Annotated in this window: 23 protein-coding genes and 1 tRNA gene; 9 read left to right on the top strand and 15 right to left on the bottom strand. The window is 37.9% G+C overall.

Translation table 11 applies throughout. From position 1 onward, the window contains the following. Genes tolQ through ruvC form a run of 5 tightly spaced genes read right to left on the bottom strand, consistent with a single transcriptional unit; the run spans position 1 to position 3,268 of the window. Positions 1–666: a protein TolQ gene (tolQ, locus tag FET73_RS05905; protein ID WP_246172641.1), complete on the bottom strand. Its 666-nt coding sequence runs from the start codon at positions 664–666 to the stop codon at positions 1–3. Further along, positions 663–1,064, bottom strand: coding sequence for a tol-pal system-associated acyl-CoA thioesterase (gene ybgC, locus FET73_RS05910; protein ID WP_154222975.1), 402 nt, complete (start codon positions 1,062–1,064; stop codon positions 663–665). Before ybgC ends, tolQ begins: the two co-directional genes overlap by 4 nt. After that, a complete protein-coding gene (ruvB, locus tag FET73_RS05915) occupies positions 1,061–2,110 on the bottom strand; it encodes a Holliday junction branch migration DNA helicase RuvB (RefSeq protein WP_154222976.1) in 1,050 nt (349 codons plus the stop codon). Before ruvB ends, ybgC begins: the two co-directional genes overlap by 4 nt. 8 nt (positions 2,111–2,118) lie before the next feature. Next, the gene (ruvA, locus tag FET73_RS05920; RefSeq protein WP_154222977.1) at positions 2,119–2,721 is read right to left on the bottom strand and encodes a Holliday junction branch migration protein RuvA; all 603 of its coding nucleotides are present in this window, start codon (positions 2,719–2,721) and stop codon (positions 2,119–2,121) included. A gap of 31 nt (positions 2,722–2,752) precedes the next feature. Beyond that, complete coding sequence (ruvC, locus tag FET73_RS05925) at positions 2,753–3,268, bottom strand: crossover junction endodeoxyribonuclease RuvC (RefSeq protein ID WP_154223093.1); 516 nt, start codon at positions 3,266–3,268, stop codon at positions 2,753–2,755. Positions 3,269–3,433: 165 nt separating this feature from the next. Here ruvC and xth point away from each other — a divergent pair, with 165 nt between their 5' ends. Genes xth through FET73_RS05940 form a run of 3 tightly spaced genes read left to right on the top strand, consistent with a single transcriptional unit; the run spans position 3,434 to position 5,314 of the window. Then, the gene (gene xth / locus FET73_RS05930) at positions 3,434–4,201 is read left to right on the top strand and encodes an exodeoxyribonuclease III (RefSeq protein ID WP_154222978.1); all 768 of its coding nucleotides are present in this window, start codon (positions 3,434–3,436) and stop codon (positions 4,199–4,201) included. 6 nt (positions 4,202–4,207) lie between these two features. Continuing rightward, positions 4,208–4,726, top strand: coding sequence for a cytochrome b (locus tag FET73_RS05935; protein ID WP_154222979.1), 519 nt, complete (start codon positions 4,208–4,210; stop codon positions 4,724–4,726). A gap of 18 nt (positions 4,727–4,744) precedes the next feature. After that, entirely contained in the window at positions 4,745–5,314 is a 570-nt protein-coding gene (locus FET73_RS05940) for a YceI family protein (protein ID WP_154222980.1), read from the top strand. 292 nt (positions 5,315–5,606) lie between these two features. Here the strand turns inward: FET73_RS05940 and FET73_RS05945 are convergent. The 7 genes from FET73_RS05945 to dnaA all read right to left on the bottom strand — a co-directional run bounded on the left by FET73_RS05945 (position 5,607) and on the right by dnaA (position 13,238). After that, a tRNA-Lys gene (locus tag FET73_RS05945) sits at positions 5,607–5,682 on the bottom strand. 116 nt (positions 5,683–5,798) lie between these two features. After that, entirely contained in the window at positions 5,799–6,203 is a 405-nt protein-coding gene (locus tag FET73_RS05950; protein WP_343032272.1) for a DUF3465 domain-containing protein, read from the bottom strand. A gap of 13 nt (positions 6,204–6,216) precedes the next feature. Beyond that, entirely contained in the window at positions 6,217–7,113 is an 897-nt protein-coding gene (gene grxD, locus FET73_RS05955) for a Grx4 family monothiol glutaredoxin (RefSeq protein ID WP_154222981.1), read from the bottom strand. A 2-nt stretch (positions 7,114–7,115) separates the two neighbouring features. Beyond that, positions 7,116–9,500, bottom strand: a complete 2,385-nt coding sequence (gene gyrB, locus FET73_RS05960) for a DNA topoisomerase (ATP-hydrolyzing) subunit B (RefSeq protein WP_154222982.1) — start codon at positions 9,498–9,500, stop codon at positions 7,116–7,118. A 100-nt stretch (positions 9,501–9,600) separates the two neighbouring features. After that, positions 9,601–10,653 carry a DNA replication/repair protein RecF gene (gene recF / locus FET73_RS05965; RefSeq protein ID WP_179952120.1) on the bottom strand — a complete coding sequence of 351 codons (1,053 nt, stop codon included), beginning with the start codon at positions 10,651–10,653 and terminating at the stop codon, positions 9,601–9,603. A gap of 4 nt (positions 10,654–10,657) precedes the next feature. Continuing rightward, positions 10,658–11,758: a DNA polymerase III subunit beta gene (dnaN, locus tag FET73_RS05970; RefSeq protein WP_154222984.1), complete on the bottom strand. Its 1,101-nt coding sequence runs from the start codon at positions 11,756–11,758 to the stop codon at positions 10,658–10,660. Positions 11,759–11,933: 175 nt separating this feature from the next. Next, positions 11,934–13,238: a chromosomal replication initiator protein DnaA gene (gene dnaA, locus FET73_RS05975; protein ID WP_154222985.1), complete on the bottom strand. Its 1,305-nt coding sequence runs from the start codon at positions 13,236–13,238 to the stop codon at positions 11,934–11,936. A 189-nt stretch (positions 13,239–13,427) separates the two neighbouring features. Here dnaA and rpmH point away from each other — a divergent pair, with 189 nt between their 5' ends. The 4 genes from rpmH to mnmE are packed head-to-tail and all read left to right on the top strand — an operon-like array spanning position 13,428 to position 16,949. Next, positions 13,428–13,562, top strand: coding sequence for a 50S ribosomal protein L34 (gene rpmH / locus FET73_RS05980; RefSeq protein ID WP_154222986.1), 135 nt, complete (start codon positions 13,428–13,430; stop codon positions 13,560–13,562). A gap of 25 nt (positions 13,563–13,587) precedes the next feature. Next, positions 13,588–13,944, top strand: a complete 357-nt coding sequence (rnpA, locus tag FET73_RS05985; RefSeq protein ID WP_179952121.1) for a ribonuclease P protein component — start codon at positions 13,588–13,590, stop codon at positions 13,942–13,944. 3 nt (positions 13,945–13,947) lie between these two features. Further along, entirely contained in the window at positions 13,948–15,636 is a 1,689-nt protein-coding gene (gene yidC, locus FET73_RS05990; RefSeq protein WP_154222987.1) for a membrane protein insertase YidC, read from the top strand. After that, positions 15,636–16,949, top strand: a complete 1,314-nt coding sequence (mnmE, locus tag FET73_RS05995) for a tRNA uridine-5-carboxymethylaminomethyl(34) synthesis GTPase MnmE (RefSeq protein WP_154222988.1) — start codon at positions 15,636–15,638, stop codon at positions 16,947–16,949. Before yidC ends, mnmE begins: the two co-directional genes overlap by 1 nt. Before the next feature lie 67 nt (positions 16,950–17,016). On the opposite strand, the gene FET73_RS06000 is transcribed toward mnmE, so the two are convergent. The 3 genes from FET73_RS06000 to FET73_RS06010 are packed head-to-tail and all read right to left on the bottom strand — an operon-like array spanning position 17,017 to position 18,569. Beyond that, complete coding sequence (locus FET73_RS06000) at positions 17,017–17,220, bottom strand: hypothetical protein (protein WP_154222989.1); 204 nt, start codon at positions 17,218–17,220, stop codon at positions 17,017–17,019. A 25-nt stretch (positions 17,221–17,245) separates the two neighbouring features. Beyond that, positions 17,246–17,674: a methyltransferase domain-containing protein gene (locus tag FET73_RS06005; RefSeq protein ID WP_154222990.1), complete on the bottom strand. Its 429-nt coding sequence runs from the start codon at positions 17,672–17,674 to the stop codon at positions 17,246–17,248. A 16-nt stretch (positions 17,675–17,690) separates the two neighbouring features. Beyond that, entirely contained in the window at positions 17,691–18,569 is an 879-nt protein-coding gene (locus tag FET73_RS06010; RefSeq protein ID WP_154222991.1) for an FkbM family methyltransferase, read from the bottom strand. 172 nt (positions 18,570–18,741) lie between these two features. On the opposite strand from FET73_RS06010, the gene FET73_RS06015 reads away from it, so the two are divergent. Both FET73_RS06015 and FET73_RS06020 read left to right on the top strand, forming a co-directional pair. After that, positions 18,742–20,184: an ATP-binding protein gene (locus tag FET73_RS06015; protein ID WP_154222992.1), complete on the top strand. Its 1,443-nt coding sequence runs from the start codon at positions 18,742–18,744 to the stop codon at positions 20,182–20,184. A 1-nt stretch (position 20,185) separates the two neighbouring features. Next, positions 20,186–20,851, top strand: a complete 666-nt coding sequence (locus FET73_RS06020; protein ID WP_154222993.1) for a response regulator — start codon at positions 20,186–20,188, stop codon at positions 20,849–20,851. Positions 20,852–20,917 lie beyond the last annotated feature (66 nt).

The raw sequence follows: 20,917 nt of genomic DNA on the forward strand, positions 1-20,917 counted from the left end.
TTATTGACCAATTTGACGGTGTAAAATAGCAGAAAATTCATCTTTAAATGCATCATACTGTGCATAAATACGTTCGACTTTATCACTGAATCGGTTATAAAAAATAACCGCTGGAATGGCAGCAAACAAACCCATCGCTGTGGCAATCAATGCCTCAGAAATACCTGGAGCCACCAATGCAATGGTCGCTTGTGTTACATCAGACAAGGCATGGAATGACAACATGATACCAATGACCGTTCCAAACAAACCAATATACGGACTGGTTGAGCCGATGGTGGCCAATATAGGTAATTGGCTTTCTAGTTTTTCTACTTCACGACTGAGGGCCACACGCATCGAACGGTCAACACCTTCAATCGAACTGACCATCCCAGTTGATGTTTTCAAACGTTGAAATTCTTTGAAGCCTGAAACAAAAATGCGTTGCATACCGGTGTTGTTTTCTTTGGCTAATTTGTCATAAAGGCGATTCAAGTCAACACCAGACCAAAAGTGTTCTTCAAACTTTTTGCCACCACTTTGTGCACTGGCCAAAACACGGCCTTTGGCAAAAATAATCAACCAAGACCAAACAGAAGCCAAGATTAAAATGATCATCACCACTTTCACTGGCATAGAAGCACTCATGATGATTTCTAAATAAAAATTGCCACTTTCGTTCAAAGCTTTAACTCCTCTATCAAATGTTTGGGAAATCGGGTTGGTTTAAAAGCATCAGCCCGTAAGCTGGCCACCGTTACTTTTGCGGTTGCCAATAGTTGTGCACCACAATACATGGTCTGTTCTATCACCATACTGGCTTTGCGGTATGAAACCGGCTGACAGCTGACCGTCAGTAAATCATCCAACCTGGCAGGTTTAATAAAATCTATGTCCATATGGCGTATGGCCAATACAATGTTTTCATTTTGACACATGATACTTTGTTGTAAACCCTTTGAACGTAACCATTCTGTCCGCGTGCGTTCGAAAAAGTTCAAATAATTGGCATGATAAACCACGCCGCCGGCATCGGTGTCTTCATAATAAACACGAAATTGGTGAGTATAAACTGCTGTCATGAGTCAAATAATTCTTTGTTAAGTGAAACTTTAGGCGGTGTAATCCCCATCACTTCCCAGGTTTTTCTGGTCGCAATGCGCCCACGTGATGTGCGGGCCACCAGGCCCTGTTGTATCAAATAAGGTTCAATCACATCTTCCACTGTGCCACGTTCTTCACTCATGGCGGCGGCAAGGGAATTAATACCCACTGGTCCACCTTCGAATTGACCGGTTAAAATATCTAAAAAACGCCTGTCCATTTCATCCAAGCCTTTTTGGTCAACTTGTAACATGTTCATTGCAGCGGCTGCAATCTCCTGAGTGATGACACCATCACCCTTCACTTCTGCATAATCACGCACACGCCTTAACAAGCGGTTGGCAATCCTGGGTGTGCCTCTTGAGCGCCTCGCCACTTCTTGACAGCCTTCAATATCTGCCTGAATATTCAATATCTTCGCCGAACGTGCAACAATTTGCGTTAATTCATCAGCTTCGTAGAATTGTAACCTTTGTACTATGCCAAACCGATCACGCAAGGGTGAGGTCAACAAACCGGCTCTGGTGGTCGCTCCAACCAAAGTAAAAGGTGGTAAATCCAATTTTATCGAGCGAGCGGCAGGTCCTTCACCAATCATGATATCAATTTGAAAGTCTTCCATAGCAGGATACAAAACTTCTTCTACTACCGCAGATAATCGGTGAATTTCGTCGATAAACAACACATCATGTGGTTGTAGGTTAGTTAACAATGCGGCTAAGTCACCCGCTTTTTCTAACACTGGGCCGGATGTTTGTCGCATTTGAACACCCATCTCATTGGCAATCACATGGGCCATGGTGGTTTTACCCAAACCTGGCGGTCCAAAAATCAACACATGGTCTAAGGACTCTGACCTGTTTTTAGCTGCAGAAATGAACAGTTCCATCTGCTCCTTAACCACCTTTTGACCCAAATAATCTTTTAAAGTCTGTGGTCTGATGCTGGCCTCAATCAACTGTTCTTGGCTGTCTTGTGGCGTACCCGTAATCAAACGATTATCTTCTAAGTCACTGAAATCCATTATTATTTTTAGCCTTGGCCCCTCAGTTGTAAGCAGGTACGAATAATGTCTTCAACAGACATCTCATCAGTGGCCACTTTTTTCACCATCATGCTGGCTTCTTGAGGCTTGAAACCCAAAGCTTGTAATGCAGATTCTGCTTCTGTATTTTTACCAAATTGGCTGGCTTGAGGCTTCGCTGTAGGATCTGCTGCCGTGATCGCATCGACATCCACCTTATCCCTCATTTCAATGATCAACCTTTGCGCCGTTTTCTTACCAATACCTGGCACTTTACAGATGGCTGTCACATTTTGTTCTTGAATCACTTGAGAAAACTCCGCCGAACTCATGGTGGACAAGACTGCCAAAGCTGACTTAGCTCCTATTCCATTTACCTTCAATAGCGCCCTGAATAATTGTCTTTGTGGATAGCTTCTGAAGCCATACAAAATAGAAGCATCTTCCCTTACCAAATGATGAATAACCAAAGTAACCGTTTGCTTTAATTCCGGTAATTCTGAAAACACACTGCTGGGCACTTCCACTTCGTAACCGACACCATTAACATCGACAATCAAATGTGCAGGTATTTCTGTATGAACCAATGTACCGTTTAATCTTCCTATCAAAATTTTTCCTCAGCCTTGTGTTTGATTGTTTTTAAAATTTTCGCCAATTACTGGTGTTATTAGATACCAGCCTATTTTGTGCCCAACGGTTATTGGCATGACATATGGCAATGGCCAACCCATCTGCGGCATCTTCCTGTACATTTTCTTTTAAGTTCAATAACAAACGTATCATGTACTGTACTTGTTTTTTATCTGCACCACCTTTACCTACCACAGCTTGTTTAACGGCTTTTGCGGCATATTCATGTACCACAATATCATTCACCACAGTGGCACAAATGGCAGCACCACGTGCTTGTCCTAACTTCAAAGCAGAACCTGCATTTTTAGCCATAAACACATTTTCAATCGCCATTTCATTGGGTCTGAATTGCTTTATCAGTTCATTAACACCTTCAAAAATAATGCGCAGTCGATCTGGGAAGTCACCATTGCCACATTTGATGGTTTCATGGTGAACATGCTGAATCTTTTGTTGTGCTGTGTCTATGATACCCACACCGGTAAACCGAGAGCCAGGATCAATGCCAATGATGCGAACCATGTATTGTTGTTCTGTCAAACAGCTTATTTTAAGACATTCAAAGGTAATTCCACGTAAATTCTTTAAGTTTTTAGTTTCCTCCTTTGACTCTATTACCCATTGTTTAAAAATTCATTTATATCAACCTGTTTTTTGCTATCATGATCATTTTAAATTTAATACCATATGAAGATTGCCTCTTGGAATGTTAACTCTCTTAAAGTTCGTTTAGAACATGTTTTACAATGGTTGGATACTGAGCAACCTGATGTTTTGGCGTTACAAGAAACTAAAATGACCGACGATGTTTTTCCTCATCAAGCATTAACAGATGCAGGTTGGCATGTGGTGTTTGCAGGGCAAAAAACCTACAATGGTGTAGCCATCATTGCCAACGAACCACCCCAGGATGTCATCACTGATATTCCTGATTTAGATGATCCTCAACGCAGAATAATTGCCGCAACTGTTAATGATGTCCGTGTCATTAATTTATATGTGGTCAATGGTTCAGCACCAGGAACACAAAAATTTGCATACAAGATGCATTGGCTTGATAAAGTCACTGCTTTTATCGAGCAACAACAATCTGAATATGAGGATGTCGTGGTTTTAGGTGATTTTAATATTGCACCTGATGACCGAGATGTACATGACCCAATCAAATGGAAAGACAAAATACTTTGTACTAAAGAAGAACGTGGCGCCTTGAATCAAATTTTAGACTTGGGCTTTCAAGACAGTTTCCGGCTTTTGCACGACGATGCTGGTTTTTTCAGCTGGTGGGACTACCGCATGAACGGTTTTGTAAGAGGTTTGGGTTTACGAATTGATTTGATACTTTGTACTGATGAGATGTCAGAAGCTGTCACCGCATCGTATATAGATTTAGAACCGAGAAAATGGGAACGTCCTTCCGACCATACCCCTGTGGTTTCTGAATTTGATTGGTGATATTTCATGAATAAATACCCTTTAAGCACACGAATCATTCACTGGATTTCCGCTTTAATCATTGTATCACTTTTTGTTTCTGGCTGGTTTATGGTCGATCTAGATTACTACAGCTCTTGGTATCAAACACTTCCAGATTTACACCAAATTTTTGGACTGGCTTTGCTGTTTCTTTGGTTATATAAAATCCTCCGCTTGTTTTGGATTAAACAACCTAAAACTTTAGAAACTCTTAAACCATACGAAAAATTCACAGCAACTGTTGTTAAATTGTTCTTTTATGTTTTGGTTCTTGTTCTGTGTTCTACTGGTTATTTTATGTCCACTGCAGGTGACCAGCATGCTTTATTGGGTTGGCTTACTTTGCCTAGCCTTTGGCTATTTGAATCAGAGGCACTTGATATGTTGGGCAATACACACAGATATATGGCATACACCATTATTGTTTTGATGTTGCTACACTTATTAGCCGCTTTAAAACACCATTTTTATAACAAAGACGCGACCCTACGTCGCATGATTTAAGTTTGACAGGAAATTACTATGAAAATTAAAAACCTATTATTGGGCTTGGCTTTATCAACAGGTATAGCCCAAGCAGATATTTATAACATCGATACCAAAGGTGCTCATGCCTTTGTTCAATTTAAAATACAACATTTAGGCTACAGTTGGTTGTATGGCCGATTTGATTCTTTTTCAGGTACTTTCAATTATGATGAAAAAAACCCGTCTGCTTCATCTATAGAAATGACAGTTGATACTTCCAGTGTCAATTCAAACCATGCGATGCGCGATAAACATTTACGAAGTGATGACTTTTTAAATGTAGACAAATTTCCTCAAGCCTCTTTTAAGTCTTCGGCTTTTTCTGAAACCGAAAATGGCAACGGAACCATGCTGGGTGATTTAACTTTAAATGGTGTGACAAAAAATATTGAATTGGATGTGCAGTTGATTGGCGCTGGTAAAGATCCATGGGGTGGATATCGACGTGGTTATGAAGCCAAAGGTGAAATTAAATTATCTGACTTTAAAATAAAAAAATCTTTAGGTCCAAAATCAGAAACCTTATTTTTAACAATTTCTGTTGAAGGCATCAAACAAAAATAATTTTTGCATCAATTCATCACATCAGAAAAAAGCGCGATTCTATCGTGCTTTTTTTTGCTTCTCAGTTTTCCTGAAATTGATTTATTTGATACATTACCCACATATAATTACATAGGAACGCTAAAATCCATCTGTACTTTTACATAAGTTATTGAAATTATTAAAAATATTTTTAGCTCACGAAAAGCCACTTGTTCTGTATTATATATACAAAATTAAACAAATATTTAAAATAAGTAACAGAATAACAAATAATAATTGTTTTTTGATGTTTTGAAGAATTTTTAGAAAGTGGTGGGTCGTATAGGATTTGAACCTATGACCAATGGATTAAAAGTCCACTGCTCTACCAACTGAGCTAACGACCCACAGCATGATTTGCTGATTCAGAGCATGACTTGCTCCGAGGTGCGAAATAATATGCGAATTCAAACGATTAGGCAAGTCTTTTTTTTCGTTTTATTAAGTTTTTTTATCTATTTAATCAGTGATAAGTTTTCTTTTTGTGAGAGATAAAACCGTCTGGGTGTGAGGCTTTTAAATCTCGATGGGTCCAATGAATCAACCCGCCTTTTTCATTCCATTCATATTCACCGTAAACCCAAACATAATCACCTTTTTTAACAGGAACCCGTTCAGCTATATCTATATTATGAACAATTAACAAACTCAAATCGTTACTTCGAATGATGAACTTTTGATGTCGGCTGCCTTTATTATCATCAGGCAATAATTTAATAACCCTACCAAAAACCTTAACTTGTACATCAGAAGTTCCTTGATTGTAGTAGTTTTTAACTTGATTTTCAGGTTTAGGAGCTTCAGCCAGGGTGAGGTATAAAGCCACTATAATGGCCAAGAACGCACCCAGACTGAATGATGATTTCACTTAATGCTTTTCCTTAAGCAATCCAGGCATTAAATCCGCCTGTTAAGTTATGGATATTTGTGAACCCTTTCTTACGGAAAAACTCTGCTGCTGCCATAGATGATTGCCCCACTTGGCAAACAAACACCAAAGGTGTATCTTTAGCCATGCTTTCTATTGCTTCTATCGCGCCCTTATCCAAACGAACCGCAGTATCTACCGTTCCTTCAGCTATTTTTTCTTCTGATCTCACATCATAAATATGTGGATTGGCTGTTTCAGATGCCATCCAGCCACGCAATTCATCCACTGATAGAGATTTAACAGCAGGTGGTTCGTTAGGGTTGTCAATACGCAATCCAGAGCCTTGTAGCTCATCTACCCACGATATAGACAGTCCTTTTGCTCGTTCGGCCGTGGCTATGTCCATATACACTTTCAACTCACCTAAATCACTCACAATCTCAAAGCCCTTGGGTTGTTCTAAGCTGAACCTTGTATTGAATGCGTCATCAATAGACAAAAATAATTGATGATCTCCAGCTTCAGCCATGCCTTCTTTTATGTGTCCCAAAGCTTCATCAGAGATATTCATTTCCGGGGGCGTTCTGTCTGGTTGTTCAATTCCTAATAATTCATGCAACTCACCCGAATTAAACATTTCAGTGATGATGTCATTACCACCTATTAATTCTTTATTGACATACAATTGTGGAATCGTTGGCCATTGACCGTAGGCTTTGATACCTTCACGAATCTCAGCATCTTCCAGTACATTGAAATGTCCAAAGTTTTCACCCAATAAATCCTTTAGAATTTTTACTGTGTTACTTGAAAAACCACACATTGGTGTTTGTGGATTACCCTTCATGAACAAAAACACTGGACTGTCTGCCAACATTTGTTCAATTCTTTCTGTAGTATTTGTCATGGTTATACGTCTAAATTACTTGCACTCAGTGCGTTTTCTTCAATAAATTGTCTTCTTGGCTCAACCACATCTCCCATTAAGGTAGAAAAGACCTGGTCAGCTGAAACTGCATCTTCAATGGTTACCTGAAGTAAGCGTCTGGATTCTGGGTTCATCGTTGTTTCCCACAATTGATCTGGATTCATTTCACCCAAACCTTTGAATCTACTGATGGTTAAACCTTTTTTCGCTTGGCTTAATAAGAAGTCCAATACCTCACCAATACTGTTGATGGCTACTTTATTCTCTCCTTTTAACAAATATGAATCTTGTTGTAATAGGTCTCTGTTTTGTCCTGCAACTTTCATTATTTGTTTGTAATCTTGTGAAGCAAAAAAGCTATGGGTTAACAATGTTTCTTCTATCAAACCATTGCCGTTCTTCTCACAAACAATGGCACTCCTTTCAGCATCAAAAAACACTTTCCAAGTGACACCCAAGCGGTTGTTTAAATTTAACAATGTGGTCGCCTCCGTTACCCATTGAGCTTGCTCCTTAACCAAGTTTTCAGAATCAATCTCTGGTAACAGTGACAATTGCTCAATCACCTTGTTGTCATATAACAGTGTTAACTTTTCAACCACTTCTTTAACAGCAACTTGTTCTTTAACCAAGCGATACAAAGCATCACCTTGTAATGGTGGTAAATCTGCTTGGTAATTTAAAGAAACATCATCCAAAGAACGGTTTAATAAATACTCGTTCATTTCTTCATCATCTTTTAAATAATGCTCTTGTTTGCCTTTTTTAACTTTATACAATGGTGGTTGACCAATGTATATATGCCCCCTTTCAATTAATTCAGGCATTTGACGGTATAAAAAGGTTAGCAATAAGGTTCTGATGTGTGATCCATCAACATCAGCATCGGTCATGATAATCACTTTATGATATCTTAGTTTATCAGGATCAAAATCATGCTGACCAATACCACAACCCAAAGCCGTAATCAGTGTTCCTACTTCTGCTGAAGACAGCATTTTATCAAATCGAGCTTTTTCCACATTCAATATTTTACCTTTTAAAGGCAAAATGGCTTGGTTCTTCCTGTTACGGCCCTGTTTAGCAGAGCCTCCTGCTGAGTCACCCTCCACTAAGAATATTTCTGAAAAGACGGGGTCCTTCTCTTGGCAATCAGCCAATTTTCCTGGCAAGCCTGCAATATCTAATGCATCCTTACGTCTGGTCATTTCACGTGCTTTACGTGCAGCTTCTCTTGCTCGGGAAGCATCCATGACTTTTTCAGTTAGAATTTTGGCATCCTTGGGGTTTTCTAACAAGAAGTCAGAAAAATTTTCACCAACACAAGATTCAACGACACTTTTAATTTCAGAAGAAACCAACTTATCTTTAGTTTGTGAAGAAAACTTAGGATCTGGAGATTTTACTGAAATAACAGCAATCAACCCTTCCCTACAATCATCTCCTTGCATTGTGGATTTCTTTTTGGCATTTTGGTTTATAAAATTATTCATGGTTCGCGTTAACGCACCACGGAAACCAGCCAAATGTGTACCACCATCTTTTTGAGGAATGTTATTGGTAAAACAAAAAACGGATTCTCGGTAAGAATCAGTCCACTGCATCGCTACTTCTACAGCTGTTCCATCTTCTTCTTCTTTCTTAAAATGAACCACACTGTCATGTAATGCAGTTTTTCTTTCAGCTAAATGACTAACGAATGAAGAAATACCACCTTCATATTCAAATTTCTTCTCTTCTCCACTGCGTTCATCCTTTAGGTTAATTTTAACACCTGAGTTCAGGAATGAAAGTTCGCGTAAGCGTTTTGCTAATATATCAAAATGAAATTCAACATCAGAAAAAATATCTGTAGATGGCAAAAACCTGACGTTAGTACCAGTTACATCTGTATCCCCAACCACTTTTAGGTCGGATTGTGGCTCTCCCATTTTATAATGTTGTTGGTATACTTTACCGTTCCTATGGATTTCTAAATCCAAGCTAACACTCAATGCATTCACAACAGAAACACCTACACCATGTAAGCCCCCTGATACTTTATATGAATTGTCATCAAATTTACCACCGGCATGCAATACCGTCATGATCACTTCTGCTGCGGATTTTCCTTCTTCATGTTTATCTGTTGGTATGCCACGTCCGTTATCAGAAACAGACACACTACCGTCAGTATGAATAATCACATTGATATCATCACAATGGCCAGCCAAAGCTTCATCGATAGAATTATCCACCACTTCAAAAACCATATGATGTAAACCGGTACCATCATCTGTGTCACCAATATACATACCAGGGCGTTTCCTGACGGCATCTAAGCCTTTTAAAACCTTAATATTGGAGGAATCGTAATTTTCACTCATGGGTGTATTTCACTGTTAAAACAAGCAGGAGATTATAACACTTAAGCCCTATCAAAGCTTGTTTTAAGTAAAGTCAAACTAAGAAAAACAAGAGTAAAATTCAACAATGTTTCACGTGAAACATATCAACTTTTTTATCTGAATAGCGATTAGGCTCGACAGTGGAAATAAGTATTTGATTTGGTAGAGAAATCAAGTAATCAAAAAAATGCGCTGCATTGTCATGGTCTAATTCTGCATCAAAATCATCTAAACACAAAACACTTTGATTGGATGATATTGAGTCCATTACTTGCAGGCAACTGAGGTAACAAATCAGTGATATCATTTTCTTTTGTCCACGTGAATAGATGTTTTTCACAAGGGTATTTTGTGATTTTATTTGAATATCCATCCTGTGTACACCATGACGTAATTGGCCATACATTAAATTTTTATCCCAATCGAGGTTTAACATTTCAGTTAATGAATATTGATCAGACCAGCCTGGATAGAATTCTAATGTAGTGACAGGCATTTTAGGGATAAGTTGATGACAGAGACTAGAAAAAAATGAGTTAAATAATTTAAATACATCAAGACGTTGATTATTAAGATCAACAGATAATGCACAGTATTGTTCTAACCACAGTGGAAGTTCTTTGGTTTGTTTGGTTTTTAATAATTGATTGATGTGTTTTTGACAACGCAGTACTTTCGTCCAGGATATCAAATAATCATGTTTCACGTGAAACACCATCCAATCAAGAAATGAACGGCGAAACTGAGGACTGTTGTCACAAAATAAATAACTGTTAGGATCAATACTAAGCACAGGAAGTAAAGAAGTTATATCAGTTTGCTTTTTGACAAGTTGATTGTTTAGTTTAAGTATTTTATGAGAAGGTTTGTTAAATTGACATCCCAAACTGTGTGTATTGTTATCTTGAGTGAAATGAGCAAATAGTGTAAATGTATTTTCTCCCTTCTTTATCAGGTTACTTGCTTTTGCTGATCTGAATGACTTACCTGTAGATAAAAAATGGATACCCTCAAGAATGGAAGTTTTTCCAACCCCGTTCACGCCAGATAAAACATTTATATGAGGAGAAAATTGAAAATCGGCTTGTTCGAAACAACGAAAAGCCGATAGCTTCAATTGATCTATAGACACGAGACTATATTCGTAAAGGCATAACAACCAATCTACAATCTGTTCGAGTCGGGTGTTTTATTAAACAACTTGAGGTTGCTTCTTTAAAACTGAATTGGATTTCGTCATCTACAAAAGCGTTTGTCGCTTCTAGTAGGTAGTTAACATTGAAAGCTGTTTCAATTTGTTCAATATCAGTTGAAATACTGATCACGTCTTCAGCCTGTTCTTGATCTGGATTATTACCCACTATTTCTAAACGGTCTTGTGTGATTTTGAATTTGACGCCTTTATATTGCTCATTCGATAAAATGGCCACACGAAGTAAAGATTTTCTGAGTGTTTCTTTATCTGCTACAAATTGTTTTTCCATGTTAAGTGGAATAACAGCTTCGTAATCAGGGAATTTACCATCTATTAACTTAGAAGTCATGGCAATGTGCTCAACTTGAACTTTAACATGATTGTTACCAACATATAATGTGATGGTTTGGTCTATGTCTTTGATCATTTTCTGTAATTCTAAAACGCCTTTACGGGGAATTAAAATTTGTTTATTTATATCAGATTCATTGACATAGTCACATTCTGATAATGCCAAACGGTGACCATCAGCGGAAACACAGCGCAATTTATTATGACTTACTTCAAAGAGCAATCCATTCAGGAAATACCGGACATCTTGTACAGCCATACAGAAAACTGTTTGTTTCAACATGCGTTTTAAGTCAGTACTGGCAATTTTTACTTGCTGGTAACTTTCCATATCTTCAATTAAAGGAAACTCCATCGCTGATAATGTACTTAAACTGAATTTACTTTTACCGGAAGTTATCAAACATTTACCTTCTTGGAACTCAAATTGCAGAACAGAACCATCTGGTAGGGCTTTACATATATCTAAGAACTTTTGAGCTGGTACGGTAATTTCACCAGGCTCAATAACATCAGCAGCGCATTCTGAGCGCATTTCTACATCTAAATCACTGGTCGTTAATAATAACTGTTCTGTATCGGTTTTGAGTAAAACGTTACTTAATACTGGTAAGGTTCCTTTTTTTTCAACAACGCCACATATTTGTGTGAGGGGAGCCAGTAAGGTTTCTCTTTGTGTCTTAAATATCATAGTATATATATAAAAATAGTAGTTATAGTAATGAACTGTTTTCTATAGTAATTACTTAACTAATTGTTTTAAAACGTTTTTTATCTGTCTAATCGGCTTGTATATCCTGTGGATAAGTTGTGCGTAAAATAGACTTTCTTTTTTCTTAACAAGTTATCCACAGATTATACATTGCTTATTCAGTGAGTTTGTTAACAATCTTTTGTTTGTCTTCATTAACATCAGGAGAATCTATTAATATTTGCTCCATTTTTCTGTATGCATGTAAAACAGTAGTATGGTCTCTGCCTCCAAACAGCTCACCAATTTCGGGATAACTTTTATCAGTCATGTCTTTAGATAGAAACATGGCCATTTGTCTCGGTCTTACGATTGAACGTTTGCGTGATTTACCTAAAAGTTCTGACAATTTAATGTTGTAGTACTGTGCAGTAATTTTTTGAATATTTTCAATAGATACTATTCTGTGATGAACCATAAACAAATTTTTCAGTGTTTTTTTAGTAAAATCTAAATCGATCATTTGTTTGGTGAATTTGGCATTGGCATAAAGTGTATTCAATGCACCCTCAAGTTCTCTGATGTTTGAATTGATCTGTTTGGCAATGTAAAAAGCAACTTCATCAGGAATGTTTAGCCCGGCTGCTTCAGCTTTTTCCTGTAAAATGGCCACACGGGTTTCATAATCAGGAGGATCAATGGCTACAGACAAACCAGAACCTAATCTTGATTTTAATCTTGGATCCAATCCGTTAACTTCTTTAGGAAACTTATCACAAGTTATGATGACCTGTTGTTGACCATCTAAGAGGTAATTAAATGTATGGAAAAACTCTTCTTGTGTTCGTTCTTTCCCAGCAAAAAATTGAATGTCATCAATCAATAAAGTAGTGACTGAACGGTACTTAAGTTTGAATTTGTCCATGTCATTGTTTCTGATGGCACTGACCATTTCATTAACATAGGTTTCAGAGTGTAAATAGCAAACAACTTCTTCCTTGTTATTCTTTAGTACCCTATTCCCAATGGCATGTAATAAATGTGTTTTACCTAATCCTGTACTGCCGTAAAGAAATAATGGGTTGAAATGTTGGTTATTTTTTTGTGCTGCTTGTAAGGCAGCGGCTAAAGCAATGGCATTCGAGCGACCCTCAATGAATGTATCAAATATAAAACGAGGATCTATGTTTGATTTTATCAGTGGTTTGGCAACAGCTGCTGATGCAGTGGTTGATAAATTGGGACCGTTGTTAGATGGTGATAACCGCAAATGAGCAGAATGTGTTTCTCCAAAAACTTCTTTAACAGCAGCTTTGATTAATTTAAAATATTTTTGATTGACGTAGTTGAGTACTATGTCATTGGCAGCATACAGCATCACTCCATCGGATTTGATGTCGATTTGCATGGGTTGAATCCATAAATCAATCTCGGCTTGAGGGATTTCAGATTCTAATCGTTTAAGACAAGTATTCCACATTCAGTTAAAAAAAATAAAAAGCAAGACAGTATATCAAAGTTTGCAAGCTCAGCTCAAGAAAGATAAATAAAAGAAAAACACTTGATTAAAGCGCAGAAAAGCTTTATTATGCACGGCCTTTTGATAGCCACGCATGATGCATGGCACAAAATAAGGCAGAAACAAGCAATCATTGATAGGTAAGCAGTCATGAAAAGAACATTTCAACCAAGTAATTTAAAAAGAGCTCGTACTCACGGATTCAGAGCACGCATGAAAACTCGTGGTGGTCGCGCAGTGATCAACGCAAGACGTGCCAAAGGCAGAAAAAGATTAGCTGCCTAATAACCTTTTAGATTCTATCAAAAAGGTGTGCCTATTTCCTAAGGGCAAGAGATTATTAACCCGGTCAGATTTTGACCGGGTTTTTAAACGCTCGAAAAAAATTCAGAACAAGCATTTCAGCTTACTCATTCACTACACCAGTACCAAAAACATTAAAAATGATGACTGTAACAGTCGTTTGGGCTTGGTTGTATCAAAAAAAGTCGATAAAACAGCTGTTGGGCGCAACAGAATCAAGCGATTGGTCAGAGAATCATTTAGAATACGCCCAAATTTAAAGTTAGCTGACTATGCCATTTTAGCAAAGCCCGCTTGCAAGAAAGCAGACAATAAAATGCTTTTAGCAAGTTTGGACCATTTGTGGCAACAAACAGAGAAATAAATAATGAACAACACGAAAAATATTTACTTGATTGCAATGATGTTTTTGGCATTTTTACTGTATGTAGAATGGCAAAAAGACTACCCACAACAGCCAACAGAAACAGTGGCACAAACTAATGAAGTGCAAACCACTTCCATACCAGGTTCAAACGAACCTGCTGTCGTAAATAATCAAGAAGATGTGCCAAGGTTAACGCAGTCATTATCAAGTTCAGATACACCACAAGTTTCCGTCAATAATACCAAAACGCAAATTATTACGGAATTAGAAACCCCTTTATTAAAATTGAAATTTGCTGCCAAAGGGGCTGCAGTTGTTTATGCTGAGTTAAAAAACTATCCTGTAGAGAAAGGCGCTACAGAAAATGTGGTTTTATTTGATTACTTAAATAACCCTTATCAAGCGGAAAGTGGACTGGTAAGTGAAACAGCAAACTTCAGTCACAATACAGTGTTCAGTGCTTTGAGCCAAGGTGGTCAATTAAATAATGGAGAAACTGTTCTGGTTTTTAAAGCTGATACGGCTCAAGGTGTTGTAGAAAAAAGTTACACCATAAAAGCAGACAGTTATGCCATTGCAGTAACGCAAAAGGTAACCAATAACACATCATCTGATTGGTTAATGACCGAATATAATCAGTTGAAGAGGAGTAATGCCTGGTTAGGGAATGATGCAGGTTTTACTGATTCTAGTCGGTATTCATTCAAAGGAGCAGCTTATTTTGATTCAGAAGATGGATACGAAAAGTTAGATTTTGAAGATTTAGAAGAAGAACAAGTCAAGACCACGTTAACTACAGATGCTTGGGTCGGCATGGTGCAACATTACTTTATGTCGGCGATTATTCCTGATGCCGATCAAATAGAGGTGCAAACAGAATACAAAAACAACACCAATATGCCCTATCTGATCAGGTATTTAACGCCACAAAAGACAGTTCAAGCAGGCGGAAGCCAAATGTTTGAATCGACTTTATATGTGGGACCAAAGTTACAAAAGGAATTACCTGAAATTAATAAAGGTTTAGATTTAACCGTTGATTACGGTGTGATGACAGCCATAGCAAAGCCTTTATTCTGGGTATTGGATAAAATTCATGGTTTGGTGGGTAACTGGGGTTGGTCTATCATTTTATTGACAGTGTTAATTAAATTGATGTTCTTTAAACTGTCAGAAGCACAATACAAATCAATGGCCAAAATGCGTAAGTTACAACCGCGTATTACTACACTGAAAGCCAGATATAAAGATGACAAGCAAAAATTCAACCAAGAAATGATGGGCTTGTATCAAAAAGAAAAAGTGAATCCTATGGGTGGTTGTTTACCTATTTTGGTTCAAATTCCAGTGTTTATTGCTTTGTACTGGGTACTGTTGGAGTCTGTTGAGTTACGTCAAGCACCATTCATGTTATGGTTACAAGATTTGTCTAGCCCAGACCCCTACTTTATTTTGCCTGCTATTAATGCCGCAGCCATGATCATGACACAACGTTTGTCTCCAACGCCAGGTATGGATCCGATGCAACAAAAAATCATGAAGTTCATGCCAGTGGCGTTCTCTGTGATGTTTGCATTCTTCCAATCAGGCCTGGTACTGTATTGGGCAGTAAACTCTGTATTGAGTTTGGCACAACAGTGGTTCATTACCAAACGCATTGATGCACAAGACACTGCTGTAAAAGTTTAATGACAGTGATTACCGACACCATCGCCGCTATAGCAACACCTGCGGGTACCGGTGGTGTCGGGATCATTAGAATATCTGGCAAAGACAGCCTGTCAATTTGTCAAAAGCTCTCAGGGATTAAAAACCCTCAACCACGCAAAGCCTATTTTGCTCACTTCAAAAACCAGCAACATCAAACCATAGATTCTGGTTTGGTCCTGTATTTCAAAGATCCCGCTTCTTTCACAGGCGAGGATGTGGTTGAACTACAAGGCCATGGCGGTCATGTGGTGATGCACATGTTGTTGAAAGCGGTTTTGTCATTGGGTGCTCGCATGGCCCGGCCGGGTGAATTTTCAGAACGTGCTTTTTTGAATGACAAGATTGACTTGGTTCAAGCAGAAGCCATTGCTGATGTGATATCAAGTGGCTCTGAACAAGCCGTATTGGCCTCACAACGTGCTTTAAAAGGTGAGTTTTCAACCCGCATCAACAACATTTTGGAACTGTTGATTCAAACACGTATTTGGGTAGAATCTGCGATAGACTTCCCTGAGGAAGAAATTGATTTCTTGGCCGATACGCAGTTACGTGAGCAAATGAATCAATTGAATAAAACCCTAACTGACACAGTAAGACAAACCCAAACTGGCGTGGTATTAAATCAAGGCATCAGTATTGCCATAGTGGGGAAACCCAATGCAGGAAAATCTTCATTACTTAACTGTTTAACCCAAGAAAATACCGCCATCATTTCAGATGTCGCTGGTACCACCCGAGATGTGGTTAAAGAAGACATCGTATTGCAAGGCATTCCAGTTCGTTTACTGGATACGGCAGGCATTCACGAAACAGATAATCCAATTGAACAGCAGGGTATTGAAAAAGCCCTGACCATCAAAGAACAAGCCGATGTGGTGTTACATGTGGTTGATGGCAGTCAAAATCTTGATTTTGAAATTCAATCTGAAAAAGAAATTGTGGTCATTAATAAATCAGATTTGATTGATAATCAGCAACAAAAAGAAGACTGGGTATATGTTTCGGCATTAACACAAAACGGTATTGAGGCTTTGATACAAACCATTGTAGATAAAGTCACAGTGGCCACTTTGAATGAATCGACTTTCACGGCCCGAAAAAGACACATCAAACAGTTAGAAATCACCCAAACACACGTGGCAGAAGCCGAACAGCAATTGACACACAACCAAGGTGAACTATCTGCTGAAGAATTGCGATTGGCACAGAATGCATTGAGTGAAATCACCGGTGAATTTTCATCAGACGACCTACTCGGCCGAATTTTTTCTAGTTTCTGTATTGGTAAGTAAGGTTTATCTTGGTTTGTGAGCCACAATAACGGAGCGTCCATAACCAAAAAAGGCATCTGTATCAGGTTTAATTATTTTTTGCAGATTTAAAACCAACGGCTTCAACTCTATCCACTACATCAAATCCATAATTTCTATAACAAAAGACCTTATCAACACCACGCAAAGAGTCAGAATGGTATTCAGCGGGTAAAATTTGTTTTCGCTTACCATCAATGATGGCTGTGCGTTCTGTGGTTTTATCTTGGGTGCTTAGTGGTACTGTGAACAATATTAACCCGCCTGGTTTGAGTACCCTATAAATTTCTGAAACCTTTCAAGTCATCTTCTACATGTTCAAAAACTTCTAGTGACGTGCATACATCAAATTGATTATTTACATAAGTCAGTTGTTGTACGTCTTGGCACTGAGTGTCGTTATAAAAAACTCCTAATGGAACATCATCAAAATATTCACTGAAAGTTAGCTGATGAATAGATTGTTGCAGACATTGGAAACATGAACCGCGCGAAGATAGCTCGTAGATTTTAAGTGATTGATTTTTATCTACATGTTTATTAAATACTTGGGCTAAAGACTGGCTGACAGCAGAGCCTTTACATCTTAAACAACGCACGCCCATTTCATCATTGAAAATTTTTAACTGGTATTTGAATCCACAAAGTGAGCAAGGTGTATTCTTTAAAGAAACTTTGGTAGGTTCAAGTTTCTTTATTATATTCAACAATTTAGTAAACAAATCAGGTGTCAGTTTTGGTGATGGCTAACATTAAATGTTGACTGGTACTTGAGTTTAATAAATAATCTTTATCTATAGGCTCATACAAAGATTCTTTGTGACTCAGTTTAATCACTTGATAACCTTCATCAAATATTTGGTTAATAAAATGTTCAACATTGTTATAACGGGCTCTGTTGAACTCCATCAGAATTTTTAAGTTGGGATTTTTCTCTCTGGTTTTCTTGCTTCCATACCAAAACCTGTCTTCGGAACCTTCAATATCAATTTTAATGAAATCAATTTGATTAACATGACTGAGTAAGTTATCGATAGAATCTGTTTCGACTTGAATTAAATTAGGGTAGTGCCTTTTTTGGGCTTGAACAGACACATTGTCTGCAAGCAAACCATTCATTGGTGTGTCGTCACTGTAAGCAAAGTCAATAGACTCCCCTGCAACATCAGAAACGCCTTTGTTAATTACATTTATCTTGTTTTCAAAACCGTTGATTTTACTGCTTTTTATGACAAGCTTACTCAGGTTGGGATTGGCTTCTAAGGAATGAACCTCACCATGAGGGCCGACCAAAGAAGCCATAAGCATTGAATAGTAGCCATAATTAGCACCAACATCTAGAGCTGTCATGCCTGGCTCAACATGTCTTGCAATATACTCTGTTATATTCATTTCCCAAAAACCATTCATCTGTAACTGAATGCCGAGCCGTTCATCTAAGGTATTTACAAACATTAAAAATTGACCTAAAACACGGCAAACACACTGGTTGTGTCCTTGATAACTGGTGTGAACGAGTGACCTTATGGTTTTGATGTTTTCATTTCTATTACTTTCTGTTTTTAATCTTTGAATCGGGAACAGCCCATTAGCAGCTAACATAAAGTTTTCCAAAATAAACAAGTATCATAGTCAAATACAAAAAACTAGCCAGTATTTATTGGAAAAAAGTAATTTAATGTTGGTTTGATTCACAATAAACGAGGGTAATTGAAAATATTAGTAAAATAAAAAATTCATATTGTTTACACAGTTTTAGGGTTTAATAACCCTCATGAAAAACTATTCTCTAAAAGCCAAAGTATTTATGTTGTTATTGGTTATCACCGGTATGGTTGTGTTGGTGATGTCTTTATTAATGCAACAGGGCGTTGATAAAAGCTTTAAAAACTACAAAAAATCATTGTCGAAAGAATTCAATCACCGCGTGATTAATACATTGGAATGGTATTATGACAATGAAGGTGGCTGGGATAAATTGGTGGGTAATGAAAGGCAGTGGTTTCATTTACTCAACAAAAGTGCCATCAAAGTCAGCAGAAAAGCCAGTGAAGTTAAATCAAAAAAAACACACAAAGGTATGAAAATACCTGACATTGAATTGCGAGATGAAATCAAAGAAAAGCTTAATCAATTCATACCCAACTATGCCTTATTTGACACGAAGAAAAAAAAGATTGTAGGCGCTTCTGAATGGGAAAAAGACCAAGGAAGTGTGTTTAAAATTTGGCATCAAAAAAAAGTCGTGGGGTTCTTGATATCTACGGGTGAGCAGGCTTCAGTTTCAAAACAAGACAGAAACTTTGCATCTCGCATAAAAAAACTGATATTACTGATGGCTGTTATTTTGTTGGTGATCAGTGTGTTGTTAACTGTGCCGGTTGCCAATTATTTAGTTAAACCCATCAAAGCCATCAACAATGCCACCAAAAAAGCCGCTTCTGGCGATTATTCAGTCAGAACTAACATAAAAAGAAAAGATGAATTGGGACAATTAGCTACTAACTTTAACCGGTTGGCTGAAACATTAGAATCTAATGCAGCAACACAGAAAAAACAAATGGCAGACATCGCCCATGAGTTGCGTACACCGATTGCTGTGGTGATGGCAGAACTGGAGGCGATACAAGATGGTATTCATCATGCTGATAAGGAAAGTGTAGGCACCATGCACGGACAAATTTCGGCATTGAAAAATTTGGTGGATGATTTACACCAATTGAGTTTGTCAGATTTGGGTACCTTACGCTACAAAATGGAAAAGATGGACTTAGTGCCTTTGGTTAAACAGGTAGTTGCCGCATTCAGTTTGGCAGCAGAACAAAAAGATTTGTCTTTGAAACTCAAAGAATCGTCTTTGTCTTGTTATGTCTTAGGAGATCACAACCGGTTACATCAACTTTTAAATAATTTGGTCAACAATGCCATCAGTTATACAGATGCCGGAGGGGTGATTGAAGTCAGCATTGAATGCAAGGACAAGGTGATAACATTATTGATTGCTGATTCAGAGCCTACATTAACCACAGCAGAAATGGCAAAGATGTTCGACAGGTTGTATAGAAAAGAAGCATCTCGAAACAAAAAAACAGGTGGTTCAGGTTTGGGTTTAACGATTGTAAAAAACATTGTTTCAGCACACCAAGGACACATCATAGCCATGCCTTCAGAATTGGGTGGTGTGGCAATGAAAATTACCCTACCAAAGGTGGTTTGATATGCCGCATATATTGATAGTTGAGGATGAATTGCATTTGGCAAAAACCATGTCAGATTATTTAAAACAGGAACATTATCAGACAACTATTTTGGAACGCGGTGATGTGGTGATGTCTTTTTTATCTGAAAACCAAGTGGATGTGATTTTGTTGGATTTGATGTTACCAGGATTGAATGGCATGGATGTGTGTCAGATGATAAGAAAAATGAACTCATCAACGCCTGTTATCATGACCACAGCCAGGGTTGATGAAATTGACAGGATTTTGGGATTGGAAATTGGGGCCAATGATTATGTGTGTAAGCCTTACAGCCCGAGAGAAGTGGTGGCTCGGGTCAAAGTGCAGCTAAGACAGTTAAATAAAACAGATATCAGTCCGCTCCAAACCAATGACAACGACATGACGGTTGAACAACAACGTAAACATGTACAACTGACGGTTGTTGAATACAGGTTATTGACTAAAATGATGTCACAACCGGGTAGAATTTATACCAGAGACCAATTGATGGATGCTGTCTATGATGATGGCCGCATTGTGACAGACAGAACGATTGATTCACACATTAAGAAATTAAGACAAAAACTCAAAACATTGTCACCTCAACATAATTTCATTCAAGCGATATATGGTTGTGGGTATAAGTTCATCAACAGTGAATAGCATTTTCACAATTCTTCCACATTTGTTGTGAATTTGGTTGTTATCATGATTTTACTTTAAACAAAA

This window comes from Marinicella rhabdoformis (assembly GCF_009671245.1).
GTDB lineage: Bacteria > Pseudomonadota > Gammaproteobacteria > Xanthomonadales > Marinicellaceae > Marinicella > Marinicella rhabdoformis.

What these genes read in the sequence shown, in the direction of transcription:
- ybgC (WP_154222975.1), bottom strand. Translation starts at nt 1,064, where the DNA reads ATGACAGCAGTTTATACTCACCAATTTCGTGTTTATTATGAAGACACC.
- ruvB (WP_154222976.1), bottom strand. Translation starts at nt 2,110, where the DNA reads ATGGATTTCAGTGACTTAGAAGATAATCGTTTGATTACGGGTACGCCA.
- ruvC (WP_154223093.1), bottom strand. Translation starts at nt 3,268, where the DNA reads ATGGTTCGCATCATTGGCATTGATCCTGGCTCTCGGTTTACCGGTGTG.
- xth (WP_154222978.1), top strand. Translation starts at nt 3,434, where the DNA reads ATGAAGATTGCCTCTTGGAATGTTAACTCTCTTAAAGTTCGTTTAGAA.
- FET73_RS05935 (WP_154222979.1), top strand. Translation starts at nt 4,208, where the DNA reads ATGAATAAATACCCTTTAAGCACACGAATCATTCACTGGATTTCCGCT.
- FET73_RS05940 (WP_154222980.1), top strand. Translation starts at nt 4,745, where the DNA reads ATGAAAATTAAAAACCTATTATTGGGCTTGGCTTTATCAACAGGTATA.
- grxD (WP_154222981.1), bottom strand. Translation starts at nt 7,113, where the DNA reads ATGACAAATACTACAGAAAGAATTGAACAAATGTTGGCAGACAGTCCA.
- gyrB (WP_154222982.1), bottom strand. Translation starts at nt 9,500, where the DNA reads ATGAGTGAAAATTACGATTCCTCCAATATTAAGGTTTTAAAAGGCTTA.
- dnaN (WP_154222984.1), bottom strand. Translation starts at nt 11,758, where the DNA reads ATGATATTTAAGACACAAAGAGAAACCTTACTGGCTCCCCTCACACAA.
- dnaA (WP_154222985.1), bottom strand. Translation starts at nt 13,238, where the DNA reads ATGTGGAATACTTGTCTTAAACGATTAGAATCTGAAATCCCTCAAGCC.
- rpmH (WP_154222986.1), top strand. Translation starts at nt 13,428, where the DNA reads ATGAAAAGAACATTTCAACCAAGTAATTTAAAAAGAGCTCGTACTCAC.
- yidC (WP_154222987.1), top strand. Translation starts at nt 13,948, where the DNA reads ATGAACAACACGAAAAATATTTACTTGATTGCAATGATGTTTTTGGCA.
- mnmE (WP_154222988.1), top strand. Translation starts at nt 15,636, where the DNA reads ATGACAGTGATTACCGACACCATCGCCGCTATAGCAACACCTGCGGGT.
- FET73_RS06010 (WP_154222991.1), bottom strand. Translation starts at nt 18,569, where the DNA reads ATGTTAGCTGCTAATGGGCTGTTCCCGATTCAAAGATTAAAAACAGAA.
- FET73_RS06015 (WP_154222992.1), top strand. Translation starts at nt 18,742, where the DNA reads ATGAAAAACTATTCTCTAAAAGCCAAAGTATTTATGTTGTTATTGGTT.
- FET73_RS06020 (WP_154222993.1), top strand. Translation starts at nt 20,186, where the DNA reads ATGCCGCATATATTGATAGTTGAGGATGAATTGCATTTGGCAAAAACC.